The organism is Rhodopila globiformis (genome assembly GCF_002937115.1).
Lineage (GTDB): Bacteria > Pseudomonadota > Alphaproteobacteria > Acetobacterales > Acetobacteraceae > Rhodopila > Rhodopila globiformis.
Genome location: NZ_NHRY01000266.1, coordinates 71,241 through 86,942 on the forward strand (window position 1 = coordinate 71,241; position 15,702 = coordinate 86,942).

General features: G+C 67.8%; 13 protein-coding genes and 1 other RNA gene. All 14 read right to left on the reverse strand.

What is annotated here, in order from left to right:
- Positions 1–1,437, reverse strand: a complete 1,437-nt coding sequence (murC, locus tag CCS01_RS29570; RefSeq protein ID WP_104522365.1) for a UDP-N-acetylmuramate--L-alanine ligase — start codon at positions 1,435–1,437, stop codon at positions 1–3.
- Positions 1,434–2,564, reverse strand: coding sequence for an undecaprenyldiphospho-muramoylpentapeptide beta-N-acetylglucosaminyltransferase (gene murG / locus CCS01_RS29575; RefSeq protein WP_104522367.1), 1,131 nt, complete (start codon positions 2,562–2,564; stop codon positions 1,434–1,436). The genes murC and murG overlap by 4 nt, the downstream gene beginning before the upstream one ends.
- A complete protein-coding gene (locus tag CCS01_RS29580; RefSeq protein WP_104522369.1) occupies positions 2,561–3,679 on the reverse strand; it encodes an FtsW/RodA/SpoVE family cell cycle protein in 1,119 nt (372 codons plus the stop codon). Before CCS01_RS29580 ends, murG begins: the two co-directional genes overlap by 4 nt.
- Complete coding sequence (murD, locus tag CCS01_RS29585; protein ID WP_104522371.1) at positions 3,679–4,995, reverse strand: UDP-N-acetylmuramoyl-L-alanine--D-glutamate ligase; 1,317 nt, start codon at positions 4,993–4,995, stop codon at positions 3,679–3,681. Before murD ends, CCS01_RS29580 begins: the two co-directional genes overlap by 1 nt.
- A complete protein-coding gene (mraY, locus tag CCS01_RS29590) occupies positions 4,992–6,080 on the reverse strand; it encodes a phospho-N-acetylmuramoyl-pentapeptide-transferase (protein ID WP_104522373.1) in 1,089 nt (362 codons plus the stop codon). The genes murD and mraY overlap by 4 nt, the downstream gene beginning before the upstream one ends.
- Positions 6,080–7,492 (reverse strand): UDP-N-acetylmuramoyl-tripeptide--D-alanyl-D-alanine ligase, encoded by a 1,413-nt coding sequence (locus CCS01_RS29595; RefSeq protein WP_104522375.1) that lies wholly within the window; start codon positions 7,490–7,492, stop codon positions 6,080–6,082. Before CCS01_RS29595 ends, mraY begins: the two co-directional genes overlap by 1 nt.
- Positions 7,489–8,943: a UDP-N-acetylmuramoyl-L-alanyl-D-glutamate--2,6-diaminopimelate ligase gene (locus CCS01_RS29600; protein ID WP_104522377.1), complete on the reverse strand. Its 1,455-nt coding sequence runs from the start codon at positions 8,941–8,943 to the stop codon at positions 7,489–7,491. The genes CCS01_RS29595 and CCS01_RS29600 overlap by 4 nt, the downstream gene beginning before the upstream one ends.
- A 4-nt stretch (positions 8,944–8,947) precedes the next feature.
- Positions 8,948–10,885 carry a peptidoglycan D,D-transpeptidase FtsI family protein gene (locus CCS01_RS29605; protein ID WP_158258676.1) on the reverse strand — a complete coding sequence of 646 codons (1,938 nt, stop codon included), beginning with the start codon at positions 10,883–10,885 and terminating at the stop codon, positions 8,948–8,950.
- Between the two features lie 123 nt (positions 10,886–11,008).
- Positions 11,009–11,998 (reverse strand): cell division protein FtsL, encoded by a 990-nt coding sequence (gene ftsL, locus CCS01_RS34060; RefSeq protein ID WP_158258677.1) that lies wholly within the window; start codon positions 11,996–11,998, stop codon positions 11,009–11,011.
- Positions 11,995–12,960, reverse strand: coding sequence for a 16S rRNA (cytosine(1402)-N(4))-methyltransferase RsmH (gene rsmH, locus CCS01_RS29620; RefSeq protein ID WP_104522383.1), 966 nt, complete (start codon positions 12,958–12,960; stop codon positions 11,995–11,997). The genes ftsL and rsmH overlap by 4 nt, the downstream gene beginning before the upstream one ends.
- Positions 12,957–13,433 (reverse strand): division/cell wall cluster transcriptional repressor MraZ, encoded by a 477-nt coding sequence (gene mraZ, locus CCS01_RS29625; protein WP_104522385.1) that lies wholly within the window; start codon positions 13,431–13,433, stop codon positions 12,957–12,959. The genes rsmH and mraZ overlap by 4 nt, the downstream gene beginning before the upstream one ends.
- A 374-nt stretch (positions 13,434–13,807) precedes the next feature.
- Positions 13,808–14,236: RNase P RNA component class A (gene rnpB, locus CCS01_RS29630), an RNA gene on the reverse strand.
- Positions 14,237–14,297: 61 nt separating this feature from the next.
- Complete coding sequence (mnmA, locus tag CCS01_RS29635) at positions 14,298–15,368, reverse strand: tRNA 2-thiouridine(34) synthase MnmA (protein ID WP_104522387.1); 1,071 nt, start codon at positions 15,366–15,368, stop codon at positions 14,298–14,300.
- A gap of 2 nt (positions 15,369–15,370) precedes the next feature.
- Positions 15,371–15,700 (reverse strand): ferredoxin family 2Fe-2S iron-sulfur cluster binding protein, encoded by a 330-nt coding sequence (locus CCS01_RS29640; RefSeq protein WP_104522389.1) that lies wholly within the window; start codon positions 15,698–15,700, stop codon positions 15,371–15,373.
- Positions 15,701–15,702: the final 2 nt, after the last annotated feature.

Consider the following 15,702-nt stretch of genomic DNA (forward strand, 5'->3'; position numbering starts at 1 on the left):
TCATGTCGCAACCGCGCGCCGGGTGCCGGGCGCCTGCAAGGCGGCCAGTTCGCTCGGCAGCGACGATGCCCACTGGGTGATCGAGCCGGCGCCGAGGCACACCACGTAGTCGCCGGACCGGGCGATGGCGTGCACCATCTCCGCCAGCATCCCGGGATTGGGCAGCGCAACCACGCTGCGATGACCGCGGGCGCGCAGCCCTTCCACCAGCGCATCGCGGTTCACGCCCGCAATCGGCGCCTCGCCCGCCGGATAGACGTCGGCGACGATGACCGTGCCGGCATCGTTCATGCAGGTGCAGAAGTCGTTGAACAGGGATTGCAGCCGCGTATAGCGGTGCGGCTGCACGACCGCGACGACGTCACGCGCCCCGGCCTGCCGCGCGGCCTTCAGCACCGCCGCGATCTCCACCGGATGATGGCCATAATCATCGATCACGGTGATCCCGCCGGCCTCGCCGACTTTGGTGAAGCGCCGCTTGACGCCCTTGAAGCCGAGGAACGCGCCGCGCAGCGTGGCATCGTCGATTTCCATCTCGATCCCGACGGCGATCGCGGCGAGGGCGTTCTGCACGTTGTGCGCCCCGAGCATCGGCAGCCGGAACGGCCCCATGCGGCGGGAGCGGTTGTGCACCCGGTCGGTGACCACGACCTCGAAGGTCGAGCCGAACTTGTCCGGCACCACGCGCTCGGCGCGGACGTCGGCCTGCGGCGAGAAGCCGTAGGTGACGATGCGATGGTCCGACAGGCGCGGGATCATCTGCTGCACCTCTGGATGGTCGATGCACAGCACGGCGAAACCGTAGAAGGGAATGTTGCCGACGAACTGGTCGTAGCCGGCGATCATCGCCTCCGGCGTGCCCCAGTGGTCCAGGTGCTCCGGGTCCATGTTGGTGACGACGGCGATGACGGCAGGCAGGCGCAGGAAGGAGCCGTCGCTTTCGTCGGCCTCGACCACCATCCAGTCGCCGCTGCCCATACGGGTGTTGGTGCCATAGGCGTTGATGATGCCGCCGTTGATGACCGTGGGATCGAGATGCGCGGCCTCCAGCACGCTGGCGATCAGGCTGGTCGTCGTGGTCTTGCCGTGGGTGCCGCCGACGGCGATCGACCACTTCAGCCGCATCAGTTCCGCCAGCATCTCGGCGCGGCGGACGACCGGGATCAGTTGCGCGCGGGCGGCGGCAACTTCCGGATTGTCCCGCTTTACCGCCGTCGAGACGACGACGACATGCGCGTCACCCAGGTTGGCGGCGTCATGGCCGACGGCGACATGGATGCCGGCGGCGCGCAGGCGTTGCACGTTGGCGGACTCGGTGATGTCGCTGCCTTGCACGACATAGCCCAGGGTGTGCAGCACCTCGGCAATGCCGGACATGCCGATGCCGCCGATGCCGACGAAATGGATCGTGCCGATGGAGAGCGGCAGGGCCCTCATGGTGTTTCTCCGGCCTGGACAGGATCCAGGCTGATAGCGGCTTCCACGACATCGGCGAGACGGGCGGCGGCATCGGCACGCGCCTGCGTGCGGGCGCCCGTTGCCGCGGCGGCGAGCGCCGAGGGCGTGGACAGCAGGTGGTTGAGACGCTCCGCGAGGGACGCGGCGGTGAATTGCGGCTGTGGCAGCACCCAGGCGCCGCCGGCCTGCGCCAGCGCGCGGGCATTGGCCGACTGGTGATCGTCGATCGCACCCGGCAGCGGCACCAGGATGGCCGGACGGCCGGCGACGGCCAGTTCCGATACCGTGGAGGCGCCGGCGCGGGCGATGACGAGATGCGCGGAACGCAGGCGATCCGCGACGTCGGGGAAGAACGACGCCAGGTCCGCCTCCAGGCCAAGCGCGGCGTAGGCGGCCCGCACCCGGTCGAGATCCTCCGGGCGGCATTGCTGCACCACGCGGAGCCGGGCGCGCGATGCCGCGGGCAGCGCCGCGAGGGCGTCCGGCACGACATCGCTGAACACGCGCGCGCCCAGGGAGCCGCCAAGCACGAGAAGCCTGAAGCGGTCAGCCGCCGGCCCATACTCCGCCTGCGACAGCGCGGCGACCGCCGGACGCACCGGATTGCCGGTGACGACCGCCTTGGCCGAGGCCGGCACCCGCTCGGTTGCCGCAAAGCTCAGCGCCAGCGTATCGGCACGGGACGCCAGGAACCGGTTCGCCCGGCCCAGGACGGCGTTCTGCTCGTGCAGCACGACGGCCGGACGCCGCCGCAGCAGGCTGGCCCCGAGCACCGGCGCCACGCAGGGGTAGCCGCCGAAGCCGACAACCCCGGCCGCGCCGATGCGGGCCAGCAGGCCGCGGGCCTGAACCACCCCGGCCGCGAGCGCGGCGATGGCCCGGATGCCGCGCACGAGGCCACGGCCGGCAATGCCGGCGCCGCGCAGGACATACTGTTCGTGCCCGGCGAACACGGCGCTGGTCAGGCCAGCGGAGCGGCTGTCGGTCATGAGCACGATACGATGGCCGCGCGCCAGCAGTTCAGCCGCCAGCGCCTCGGCCGGAAAGAAATGGCCGCCGGTTCCCCCGGCCGCGATGACGATGGTGCGTACTGCCGGGCCTCTCATGTCAGTTCATCCCGGCCGCGCCGGCGGGTCAGCGCCAGCAGCATGCCCATGCCGAGCGCCACCGCGATCGCCGACGAGCCGCCATAGGAAATGAACGGCAGGGTCATGCCCTTGGTCGGGATCAGCTTCAGCGTCGAGGCCATGTTGACGAAGGCCTGCAGCCCGAAGCCGGTGACAAGGCCGGTGCAGGAGAGGACGATGAACATGTCATGCTCCCGCAGCAGCTTCAGCAGGCCTCGCAGCACGATGAAGGCGAACACCGCCAGGATGACGACGCAGATCAGCATGCCGAATTCCTCGCCCGCCACGGCGTAGACGAAGTCGGCGTGCGCGTCCGGCAGGATGTCCTTCACATGCCCCTCGCCCGGCCCGCGGCCGAGCAACCCGCCATTGCCGAACGCCTCCAGCGCGGTGTTGACCTGGTAATTGTCGCCGGTGCCGTCCCAGAAGCGGGTCACGCGGCTGCGGACATGCGGGAAGATCGTGTAGGCCATGACCGAGGCGCCGCCGAGCATGCCGATGGCGACCCAGACGAAAACCAGCGGCAGCCCGGCGATATAGAGCTGGGCCAGGAACACCACCGTCACGACGGCGAGCATGCCGATGTCGGGCTGCGACTTCAGCAGCAGCACGATCATTCCGAACACCACGAAGGCGGCGATCATGCCCGGGAAGCGGGGCGATTTCTTGCTCTCGCTCAGCAGCCAGGCGGCGACCACGGCGAAGCACGGCTTGAGGAACTCGCTGGGCTGGACCGACAGGCCGGGCAACGAGATCCACCGCCGGGCGCCCTTGATCTCCACGCCGATGAACATCGTCGCCGCGGTCAATGCCAGGGCGATCAGGCAGCCGACGATGGCCAGGCGCTTGATCTGGCGCGGCGACAGCAGGGAGACCCCGAAGACGATCAGCCCGGCCAGCGCCAGGAACAGGACCTGCTTCAGGATGAAGGTATCGCGCGACGTGCCGATGCGCTCGGCCACCGCCGGACTGGCCGCCAGCACCAGGATGTAGCCGAAGCCAATCAGGACGCCGATGGCGCCGAGGGTCCAGCGATCGACACTCCACCACCAGCGGCCAAGCAACGAGTCGTCAGCGCGCGACAGGGTCGGCATCAGGCGCCTCCCGCGTTCAGGTCACGCGCCAGTTCGGCGAAGCGGTCGCCGCGCTGGTCATAGCCGGTGAACTGGTCCCAGCTCGCGCAGGCGGGCGACAGCAGCACCACGGGGGCGCCGGCGGCCTTGGCGGCGGCGAAAGCGGCGGGAACGGCGGCGTCCAGCGTGCCAACCAGGTCGAACGGCACGTTGTGGCGCGACAGGGTGGCGGCGAATTCCGGGGCGTCGCGGCCGATCAGCAGCGTCCGGGCGATGCGCGGGAACAGCGGCACCAGCGGCTCGATGCCGCCGGCCTTGGCCATGCCGCCGGCAATCCAGATCAGGCGGTCGTAGCAGACCAGCGCGCGTTGCGCCGCGTCGGCGTTGGTCGCCTTGCTGTCGTTGACGAATGTCACGCCATCGATGGTGACGATCCGCTGCTGCCGATGCGGCAGGCCGGGATAGCTGCGCAATCCGGCGGCGATGACGTCGTCCGGAACGCCGAAGTATCGTGCCATCGCCGTCGCTACCGCCGCATTCTGGGCGTTGTGGGCACCGGGCAACGCCGGCCCGGGAGCCAGCGGAACCTGGCTCCCCGATATCCGGACGACCGTCGCCGGCCGCGTGGCCAGCCAGGCCGCCACGTCCCGCGAGCCGGGATCATCAACGCCAACGACGGCAAGATCGCCCTCTTGTTGCCGGACAAATATCGATCGTTTGGCAGCGGCATAGCCGACCATGTCACCATGACGGTCAATATGATCAGCGGTCAGGTTGAGCATTGCAGCGGCATTGAACCGCAGCTCGGCGAGTCTCTCCAACATATAGGAGGACATTTCCAATACGTACACACCATCGTGTGATAGCAGAGGCAGTGACAAGGCTGCCGGCCCCAGATTGGCCCCTGCCGCGACAGGCAGGCCGGCCTCGCCGAGGATGTGCGCCAGCAGCGCCGTCGTGGTGGATTTGCCGTTGGTGCCGGTGATGCCGGCGAAACGAGCGCGCGAGCCGGCCGCGCGCACCGCACGGAACAGCAGTTCGGTATCCGACAGGATCGGCACGCCCGCCTCGATCGCCCGTTGCGCGGCCGGGTGAGGCTTCGGCAATCGATGCGGAATGCCGGGCGACAGTACCAGCGCGTCGAAGTCGAACGCGTCCGACACCGGATCGCGCACCTCCAGGTCGCCGGCGGCGGCGCGGGCGGCGGCGTTATCGTCCCAGGCCACGACCGTCGCGCCCATGTCGCGCAGGGCGCGCGCCGCAGGCAGGCCGTTCTTGCCCAGCCCGACGACGGCGAAGCGCTTGCCGCTGAACAGCGAGGAAGGGAACGTGCTCATCGGATCTTCAGCGTCGCCAGCCCGACCAGCGCGAGGATCATGGAGATGATCCAGAAACGGATGACGATCGTCGGCTCCGCCCAGCCCTTCTTCTCGAAATGATGGTGCAGCGGCGCCATCAGGAAGACACGGCGGCCGGTCCGCTTGAACCAGAAGACCTGGATGACGACCGACAGCGTCTCGACCACGAACAGGCCGCCGACGATCATCAGGACGATCTCGTGCTTGGTCACCATAGCCACGGCGCCCAGCGCGCCGCCCAGGCCAAGCGCGCCAATGTCGCCCATGAAGACCTTGGCAGGTGGCGCGTTGAACCACAGGAACCCCATGCCGGCGCCCACCAGGGCCGAGCAGAACACCGCCAGCTCGCCGGCGCCGACAACCGGGTTGAGCTGCAGGTAATCGGCAAAGACACGATTGCCGACGAGGTAGGCGATCAGGGTGAAGACGCCGGCGGCGATCATCGTCGGCACGATCGCGAGGCCGTCCAGCCCGTCGGTCAGGTTGACCGCGTTCGAGGCGCCCATCATCACCAGCATGCCGAACACCGGGAAGAAGTAGCCCAGTTGCAGGGCAACTTCCTTAAGCACCGGAAACGTCAGGGCGGTGCTCAGCGGTCCGCGGGCGAGCGAGGTGATCCAGATCGCCGTGGCAAGTCCGATCACCGCCTGGACCAACAGTTTCATCCGGCCGGAAACGCCGCGCGTGTTGAGCTTCGTGACTTTCAGGTAGTCATCCCAGAAGCCAAGGACGCCATAGCCGAGCGTGACGAACAGCACGGCCCAGACATAGCCGTTGCGCAGGTCCGCCCACAGCAGCGTCGAAATGGCCAGGCTGCCCAGGATCAGCAGGCCGCCCATGGTGGGCGTGCCCTTCTTCTCGGTCAGGTGCCGCTCCGGCCCGTCCAGCCGGATCGGCTGGCCCTGCCGCTGAAACGACTTCAGCCAGTGGATGACCTGGGGGCCAAGCAGGAAGCTGACAACCAGCGCGGTCATGCACGCCGCGCCGGCGCGGAACGTGATGTAGCGGAACAGGTTGAACAGGATGAACTGGTCCGCCAGAGGGCGGAAAAGAATATACAGCATCAGCCGGCTCCCGCCGTGACAGTCGATGGCCGGGAGGTAACGGCGCCAATTGCCTCGATAACGCGTCTCATGCCACTGCCGAGGCTGCCTTTCACCAGAATCGCATCACCCGGGGTGATGAAACTTGCAACGATGGGCGCCAGGGCGCCCGAGTCGGCCGCATGCGCGCCCCGCCGACTCGCCGGAATGGCGTCGAACAGATTGCGCATCAACGGGCCGCATGTGAACAGCAAATCCGCCGACTGGTTGACGGCATCGGCCAGCGCGGCGTGTTCCGGCGGTCCCTCGTCGCCCAGTTCGAGCATGTCGCCCAGCACGGCGATGCGGCGCCGCGCCGGCTGCAGCCGCAGGACATCAAGGGCCGCGCGCATCGACGCGCCGTTTCCATTGTAACTTTCGTCTAGCAGCAGCGCCGTTCCGCCGGCCAGGGAAATTTCCCGGCGGACGCCACGGCCGGCCACTGGCGCAAACGTTTCAAGGGCGGTGACGGCATTGGTCGGATCGAGACCCAGCGCCACAACGGCGGCGAGCGTGGCGACCGCATTCATCGCCATGTGCCGCCCGGGCGCTTTCAGGCGCAACGACGTCGTATGGCCGACGATATTGACATGGAGCAACGAGCCGTCGGCGTCAGCCTCGACATCCACCAGCCGGACGTCCGCTGCGGGATCGGCGCCGAATGTCATGACGCTGGTTTTGCCGGAAGCGGCGCGCAGGCGTGGAAACAGCGGTGAATCCACCGGCAGCACCGCAATCCCGCCGCGCTCCAGGCCGCGCATGATGCAGGCCTTTTCGTCGGCAATCGCCTCGATGCTGCCAAGATGTCCGACATGCGCCTTGGCGATGGTGGTGATGACGCCGACATGCGGCCGCGCCAGCCGGGCGAGCGGCTCGATCTCGCCGGCATGGTTCATGCCAATCTCGGCGATGCAGAACTTCGCCGCGCGGGGCGTGCGCGCCAGGGTCAGCGGCAGGCCCCAGTGGTTGTTGTAGGACGCCGCCGCGGCGTGGGCCGGGCCGAACACCGACAGCGCGACGCGCAGCATCTCCTTCGTCGTGGTCTTGCCGACGCTGCCGGTCACCGCGACCAGCCGCCCGCCGGCGTCGCCGTCGCCGAAGCGGGCGCGGGCGAATCCGCCAAGCCGGGCCAGGGCCGCCAGTGTGTCGTCAACGTGCAGAACCGGTAGCCCGGACCCGGCATCCTGATGCACCATGGCGCCGGCAGCGCCCGCGGCCTGCGCATTCGCGACGAAGGCATGGCCGTCGCGCCCCTCCCCGACCAGGGCGACGAACAGGTCGCCCGCCGCCAGCGTCCGGGTATCGATCGAAACCCCGGTCGCGTCGAACGGAGCGGACAGGTAGCCGCCGGTCGCATCAACCAGTTCGTCTGCTGTCCAGAGCGGCAGGGTCATGCGCGAGGCTCCAGGCCGGCCAGGCGGCGGATGACGGTGACGTCGTCGAACGGCAGCACCGTGCCGGCGACGATCTGCCCCTGCTCATGGCCCTTGCCGGCAACCACCAGGACGTCGCCGGCGGCCAGCGCGTTCAGCGCGGTTTCGATCGCCTTCGTCCGGTCGCCGATTTCCGTCGCGCCCGGGCAGGCGGCGAGGATGGCGGCGCGGATCGTGGCCGGGTCCTCGCTGCGCGGGTTGTCGTCGGTGACGATGGCGACATCCGCGAGGCGGGAAGCGGCCTGCCCCATCAGCGGGCGCTTGCCGCGGTCGCGGTCGCCGCCGGCGCCGAAGACCACGTGCAGCCGGCCCGCCGTATGCGGCCGCAAGGCCATCAGAAGCCGCTCCAGGGCGTCGGGCGTGTGGGCGTAGTCAACATACGCCACCGCGCCGTTCGGCAGCCTGGCGGCGCACTCCATGCGGCCACGCACGCCTTGCAGCAGCGGCAGCCGATCGAGAGCGTCGGACAGGCCGAGCGAGTCGGTCAGCGCCGCGGCGACCAGCGCGTTGTCGGCCTGGAAGCGGCCGGGCAGGTTGAGAACGACGTCACAGCGGCGGCCATGTGCCAGGATCGACAGGTCCTGGCCGTCCGGACGCGGCCGGGCGTCGAGCAGGCGGATGCCGTCGCCGTCCTCGCCGACGGTCCGCAGGTCGAGCCGGCGACGCTGCGCGATCTGCCGCAGGGCCTCCAGCGTGACGCTGTCCGTGGCCGTATGGGCGACAACCGGGGCGCCTTCGGGCAGCAGCGTCTCGAACAGGCGCAGCTTGGCCTGGCGATAGGCTTCCAGCGTGCCGTGGTAATCCAGGTGGTCGCGCGTCAGGTTGGTCATCGCCGCGGCGGCCAGCCGGACACCGTCCAGCCGGAACTGGTCGAGCCCGTGGGACGACGCCTCCATGGCGGCATGGTTGATGCCATGGCGCGCCAACCCGGCCAGCGTCTCGGCCAGGCTGACGGGGTCCGGGGTGGTCAGCCCAGACCCGGTGTCGAAGCCGGGCGCGATCACGCCGAGCGTGCCGAGGCTCGCGGCCTTCCTGCCGGCCGAGGCCCAGAGCTGGCGGGTGAACTCCACCGTGCTGGTCTTGCCGTTGGTGCCGGTGACGGCCACCACGGTCTTCGGCTGCGGCCCGGCCAGGACCGCGGCGATCCGCGCCAGGCAGCGCCGTGGCTCCGGGTCGAAAATAATCGGCCGTTGCGGCACGCCGTCCGGCCAGGGCGTGCCGGGCGGCGCCAGGATGGCGACGGCGCCGCGCTTCACCGCCTCGGCAATGAAGCTGCGGCCGTCGACGCGGGCGCCGGGAAGGGCGGCAAACAGGTCGCCCGGCACGACATGCCGGCTGTCGGCGGTGACGCCGGCAATATCCAGCCTGGCGATCGCCGGGAGGATGCCCGGCGTGTCCGACGCGGCGCGCATGAGGTCAGCGAGCAACAACGGACGCCGCCGTCGATACGGCCAGGACATGCGCGGCTCTCGTCGAAGCCGGCGCGCGGGTCTGCCGCCTGATATGTGGCGCCGGGCGGGTAATCGCCGGCGGCAGCACGGTTGGCGGCACGGTCAGCGTTGGCCTGACGTGCTTCGGCACGGCGTCGAGGAGCGCTGCCGACGTCGACGGCCCGCGCGCGAATGCACCGGGCGGGCGGCCAGGCTGCAGCGGAATGTACAGGGCTTGGTTGATCTCCGGCATGTCCACAAGGTCGGGCAGCAAGCCCAGCATCGGGCCGATGCGCGCAATGACCTTGCCGGCGGCGGGGGCAGCCACCCAGCCGGCCGTGGCGAAACCATAGGTGCTCTTGTTGCCGTGTGGCTCATCCAGCATCATGTAAACCGCGTAACGAGGTGCGTTCATCGGGAAGACGCTCATGAAGGCAGCGACGTTGGCATGCTTGCGGTAGCCGCCATGGGCCTGCACCTTTTCCGCCGTGCCGGTCTTGCCACCCGGATAATAGCCGGCCACTTCCGCCGACTTGCCAAATCCCTCGGTGACGACCAGCCGCATGAGGCGGCGCATGATATCGGACGTCGATTTCTGCATCACGCGCACCGCCTGCGGCTGCTGCCCGGGTTCCATGGCCAGAATGGTCGGGTGCAGCAGCAGGCCGCCGTTGGCGATCGCGGCGGTGCCACGCACCACGTGCAGCGGCGTGACCGAAATGCCGTGCCCGAAGCCGACGGTCATGGTGACGACTTCTTTCCAGGCCGACGCCGGCTGGATGATGGGAAACGCCGACTCCGGCAATTGGATTCCGGTGCGGCCGAACATGCCCATGCTCCTGAGCCAGGCGCGCTGCCGTTCTCCGCCGATCGTCAGGGCGATGTGGGCGGCGCCAAGGTTGGACGAATAGGCCAGGACTTCCGGCAGATACAACCAGCGATGCTTGCCCTCGAAGTCAGTGATGGTGAAACGGCCGATCCTGATGGGACGGGATGCGTCGAACTCGTCCCAGATGTGCACCAGGCCGCTGTCCAGCGCCATGGAGGCAGTCTGCAGCTTGAACGTGCTGCCCGGTTCGTAGGTGCCCTCGACCGCGCGGTTGAAGCGCTCGTCCGCCGGAGCGGTGCGGACATGGTTGGCGTCGTAATCCGGCAGGCTGACCATCGCCAGCACCTCGCCGGTATTGACATCCATGACGATGCCGCAGGCGCCGATCGCCTGGAATTCCTGCATCGCGGCGTTCAGTTCTTCGCGCACCACCGCCTGCACCTGGAGGTCGATGGAGAGCCGCAACGGATCGGTATCGGCCCGCAGCCGCTTGTCGAAATATTTCTCGACGCCGGCGAAACCGATCTCATCGACGTCGACGCCGCCAAGCACCTGGGCCGCGGTCCGGCCAAGCGGATACTCGCGATGCTGCGTCGGCCGGAAATCAACGCCCGGGATGCCAAGGTCGTTGACCGCCTGCTGCTCGCGCGGCGTTATTTCTCTGGCAATATAGACGAATTTCTTGTCGTCGCGTTTCAGGCGACTGATGGTTTCATCGAGGTCGAGGCGGGGCAGCACCTTCTTCAGTTTCGCCGCCGCGTCCTCGGGATCGCCGATCTGGCGTGGATCGGCAAACAGCGCGACGGTATTGAGCGAAATCGCCATCGGCTGCCCGTTTCGATCGACAATGGCGGCGCGCTGGCCCGGCAAGGTCGCCTCGATCGGACTATGCGGCTCGTCAGCAACGATTTCCGCCAATGGCTTTTCCTGGCGGTGCGGCGCCAGCGGCATCACGATCGTTGCCAACGCAAGCTTGGTCAGCACGGAGGCGAACAGGACGACGAAGCCGCCAGCGACAATGACCAGGCGAGAGCGAGATTTTTCCAGTGCGGCGCGCCTGGCGAGATCCGGGGCGGTGACGCGAACGTTTTCCATGCGCAACACAGCGTCCGCGCGGCTGGCACCGCGGCGGAACGCCGGCCGGCCATAGGCCCCCTCGTTCAAAGGGGGCGCATCAGACGGCGCTGCAGGATCGTTCGGATCGATCATGACACGGTCTTAGTTGGTGCTGTACCATTGGGTCGCATTGACCGGCATCGGGCGCGGCACAGCCGGCGCGGCACCGTGCGCCATGCCAAGCAGCGAGCCTCCATACGGCGCCGCGACCGCGAGATTGGACGGCGGCGGGCTGTATCGCTCGGGCCTCGGCGCCACCGGACGTGGCCTTGGCAGCGGCGTGGCCGACGCACGCTGTACCTCGGCAGGCCGCTGTTCGAACTGGCGGATTTCGGCGATATGCATCGGCCGCTGTTCGGGCGGGCGGATGTCCGCAGTATGCGTCGGGCGCTGCTCGGGCGGGCGGTTGTCCGCGACATGCACCGAACGCTGTTCGGGCGCGTGGTGCTCGAAAGACCTGGCCTCCACGGTTCGCTGCGGCTGCTCGAACGCATGACGCTCGGCCGGCCTGACGTCCGCGGTGGCGAAGCCGCGCGGCGGAGCCTCGGCGGCGAACGGCCTGGGCACCCTGGGCGACGGCGGACGAACCGCCGCAACGACAGCAGGGCTCGGCGCAGCACGCGGCGGCACCGGCCTCGGGGGAACGGGCAGGTCGTCCGCCGCGTCCGCCACGGCCGGACTGGCAGGCTCGGACGCGACAGGCGCCGCGTCTGGCGGGGCGGATGAGGCCGGCGTCTGCGCCGGCTCCGGCAACGCCGCGACCGGCGTCTGCGCCGGCTCCGGCGGGGTCGGCGGCGTCTCGACCTCCGGCGGCGGCAGGCGGTTGTCCAGATCGGCCAGGCTGGTGAACTGCGTCGGCGCAATGGGACGCAGATTCAGATAAGTATCGGAGAGCTGCCGTAACCGCTCCGGATCGTTCAGCATCGTCCATTCCGTGACCAGTAGCCGACTCTGCTCGCGCAGCGCGGCGGTCTCGTGCACGGTCCGCTCGATAGTGCGGTCGAGCAACTGCACCTCGTGCTTGGACTGGTAAAGATACAGTCCGGAGCCACAGGCCATCAGGCAGGTCGCAATGGTGATTGGTCGGATCATTGGTCTCGGCCCCTATCGTGCTCCTGGAGGGCAGGCGGCATCAGGCGTTCAAGCGCGCGCAGCCGGGCGCTGCGCGACCGCGGATTGGCGTCGGTTTCGGCGTCTCCGGGACGCAGCGCGCGGTTCGTCAACAGGCGGAATCGCGGCGTCTTCCGCCCCAGCAGTCCACCCAGATCGTGCCGCGACGGGCCGCCGGTGCGGCCAGCGGCCTCATTCATGAAGCGCTTGACGATTCGGTCTTCCAGGCTGTGGAACGCCACCACGACAAGCTTGCCACCCGGCGCCAGCAGGCTGGCGGCCTGTTCGAGGGCGGCCTCGATCTGATGCAGCTCGTCGTTGACCTTGATGCGCAGCGCCTGGAAGCTGCGCGTGGCCGGATCGATGCCTGAGGCATCACGCGGCATCACCGCGCGAATGATGGAAGCCAGACGGCCGGTCGTCTCGATCGGGGCTTCCTGGCGGGCCGCGACGATCGCTTTGGCGATGCGGCGGGATGCCCGCTCCTCGCCCAGTTCGAACAGGACGTCGGCAAGCTCGCGCTCGGGCAGCGTGTTCACCAGGTCCGCGGCGCTCGTCCCATGATTTCCCATGCGCATGTCGAGCGGGCCGTCGAAGCGGAAGGAGAAGCCGCGGGCCGGGTTGTCGAGCTGGAAGGATGATACGCCGAGATCGAGAACCACGCCGTCGAGCGCCGTGACCCCCGCCTGATCGAGCAGCGCGACCATGTCGCCGAACTGGCCATGCAGCAGATGCAGGCGGCCGGGGAATTCGGCGACCAGGCTGGCGCCGCGCTGGATCGCCGCGGGGTCGCGGTCGATTGCCCAGAGCGTGCAGCGGGCGCGTTCCAGGATGGCGCGGGCATAGCCGCCGCCGCCGAACGTGCCATCCAGGTACACGCCGCCGTCACGCGGCGACAGGGTCGCCATGACTTCATCCAGCATGACGGGACGATGGCCGCTCATGCCGCGCCTCCGGCCCGCAGGGTCAGCTTGGCGGCGTTGACCCGTTCGCGCGCCTCGGCCAGGCGACGGACACCGGCGGCGGGTTCCCAGATCTGAAAGAATTTGTCATTGCCGATGAACGCGACCATGTCCGTCAGCCCGGCATAGGTAATGAGGTCCGCCGGCAGCAGGATCCGGCCTTCCTTGTCGGTTTCCATGGGCGTGGCGTCGCCGAACAGCGCCATGACGAAGTCGTCGTGCTCGGCGCTGAACTGGTCGTAGTTTGCGAGCGGCGCGCTGAGCGCTTCGAAGCCCAGTTCCGTCCAACCTTCAATGCACGGGTACTTTATGGACGGACGCAGGATGACCGGGGCGACCAGGGCGCCCTCGCCGGCGTGGCTCATCTTCTTCAGCACCGAGCGAAACGACGCAGGCACCGACACACGCCCCTTGGCGTCCAGCTTGTTCTGATGTGTGCCGATGAAGTGGCCCATTCGGACCCAAGCACCTTTCCTGCTGAACGTGTTTCACGCGGCTACCCGTACTGCGGCGAAGCTTCTGATCGGCGTCGGCAACCATCGATTTGCGTCGAATCCGACCGAACCCGTTTGTGGATATTGGTCCGTCATGGGCTGATATGGGATAGCATGGGACAGCTTGGATCGTCAAAGACATTTCCCGCTTTACTGGCCGCCGTCCGGGAAAAATTGTCCTTTTCCTCAGGCACTTACCTGTGGTTGACCGATTCTTCCGAAGCCAATTCTGTATCACGAAAATATTCGCGTTTCGTTCCTGTGGACAACTTTGTGGAAAGCTTGTCGAGCACTGAAGCGCAACGGTTGAAAAGTGGAAAAATGACGAAAGGAAAAGGGCCAGACAGCCTGTAAGCCGGGTTCTGTCCGCCCCTGTGACGGGGCGGGACGACCATTCCTCTGGGACGCGTCTTGCGGCGCGCCTCACGCGACCAACCCGGGTGGCAGGACGGGAAAATCCCTGCGATCGTGACGGGATCGAAATCCCCACACATCGCCGCCACCCCTATTCGGTCTTGCTCCCGATGGGGTTTACCTTGCCGCCTCTGTTGCCAGAGGCGCGGTGCGCTCTTGCCGCACCGTTTCGCCCTTGCCCGCGGGACGCGATCGCTGGCGCGAGTCGGTCTTGCACGGGCGGTTTGTTTTCTGTGGCACTGTCCCTGGGGTCGCCCCCGCCGGCCGTTAGCCGGCATCGTTTTCCCGTGGAGCCCGGACTTTCCTCCGCTGACGCGATCAGCGTCAACCGCGGTCGTCCGGCTGTCTGGCGCACAAGGATGTGCACTCACCGATTGAGGGAATCAAGTCTTCGCGCGATTGCTGCAACAATCAGGCGTTCGTGCGCGCGATAAAGCCGCCGCCCAGTACGCGATCCGCATGATAGAAGACACAAGCCTGCCCCGGTGCGGGCAGAGCCGGCTCATCCAGTTCGACAATGATATGGCGGTCCTGCGTCCGGACACGCGCGGTTCGTGGCGGTTCGTGGGCTCGCAACTTCACCGTGCAGCGGACAGGCTCCTCCGGGACAGGAATCAGCCAGTTTATGTCCCGCAACGACACAAGGCGCGTCCCCGAGTCGCGCGGTCCGACCACGACACGGCGGCGTGTGGGCTCGGTGGCGATGACGAACTGCCGCCGCCCGTTCACCACCGCGGCGTTGCCAAGTCGCTTACCCTGCCCTACAGTATAGTGGGCAATGCCTTCGTGGGTGCCCACGACGCGTCCATCCGACGAGACGATCTCGCCCGGCTCCAGTGCGTCCGGACGGACTTTTGCCACGACGTCTGTATAGGCGCCGGATGGCACGAAACAGATGTCCTGACTGTCCGGTTTTTCCGCGACACCCAGGCCAAGCCGTTGGGCGATATCCCGGACGGTCCGCTTGTCCGTCATTCCGCCAAGCGGAAACAACGACATGTCCAGCTGCTGGCGTGTCGTTGCAAACAAGAACCAGCTTTGATCACGGCCAGGATCTGCCGCCCGGTGCAGTTCCGCACCGTCCGGCCCGTCGATCCGGCGGACATAATGCCCGGTCGCCAGCCGCTCCGCGCCAAGGCCAATCGCCAGGGCGGACAAGTCGGCGAACTTTACCGTCTGATTACAGCGAATGCAGGGTACTGGCGTTTCGCCACGGGCATAGCTGTCGGCGAAATCGGCGATCACCGCTTTGGCGAAACGATCTTCCGCATCGATCACGTAGTGCCGGATACCCAGCCGATCGGCGACGCGCCGGGCATCGTGGATGTCCTGTCCGGCGCAGCAGGCCCCCTTGCGCGCCGTCGCGGCGCCATGGTCGTAGAGTTGCAGCGTGACGCCGATGACCTCATGCCCGGCTTCGTGCAGCAGGCCGGCGACGACGCTGCTGTCCACGCCGCCGGACATGGCGACCATCACGCGCATGATCAGCCCTGGGCGTTCCGCGTCGCGGCCGGCAGCGTGACCACGAGGCCATCGAGCTTGTCCGTCATCACGATCTGGCAGCCAAGCCGCGAGGTCTTGGTCAGGCCAAAGGCCAGATCCAGCATGTCCTCCTCATCCTCGGTCGGCTTTGCAAGCTTCTTGAACCAGGACGCGTCAACGATCACGTGGCAGGTCGAGCAGGCGAGCGAGCCTTCGCAGGCCCCCTCGATATCGACCCCATGCTTATGGGCGATTTCCAGCACCGAGAGCCCGACCGGCGCATCGACCTCGCGACGGGTGCCATTACGTTCGATAAAAGTCATTTTCGGCATAC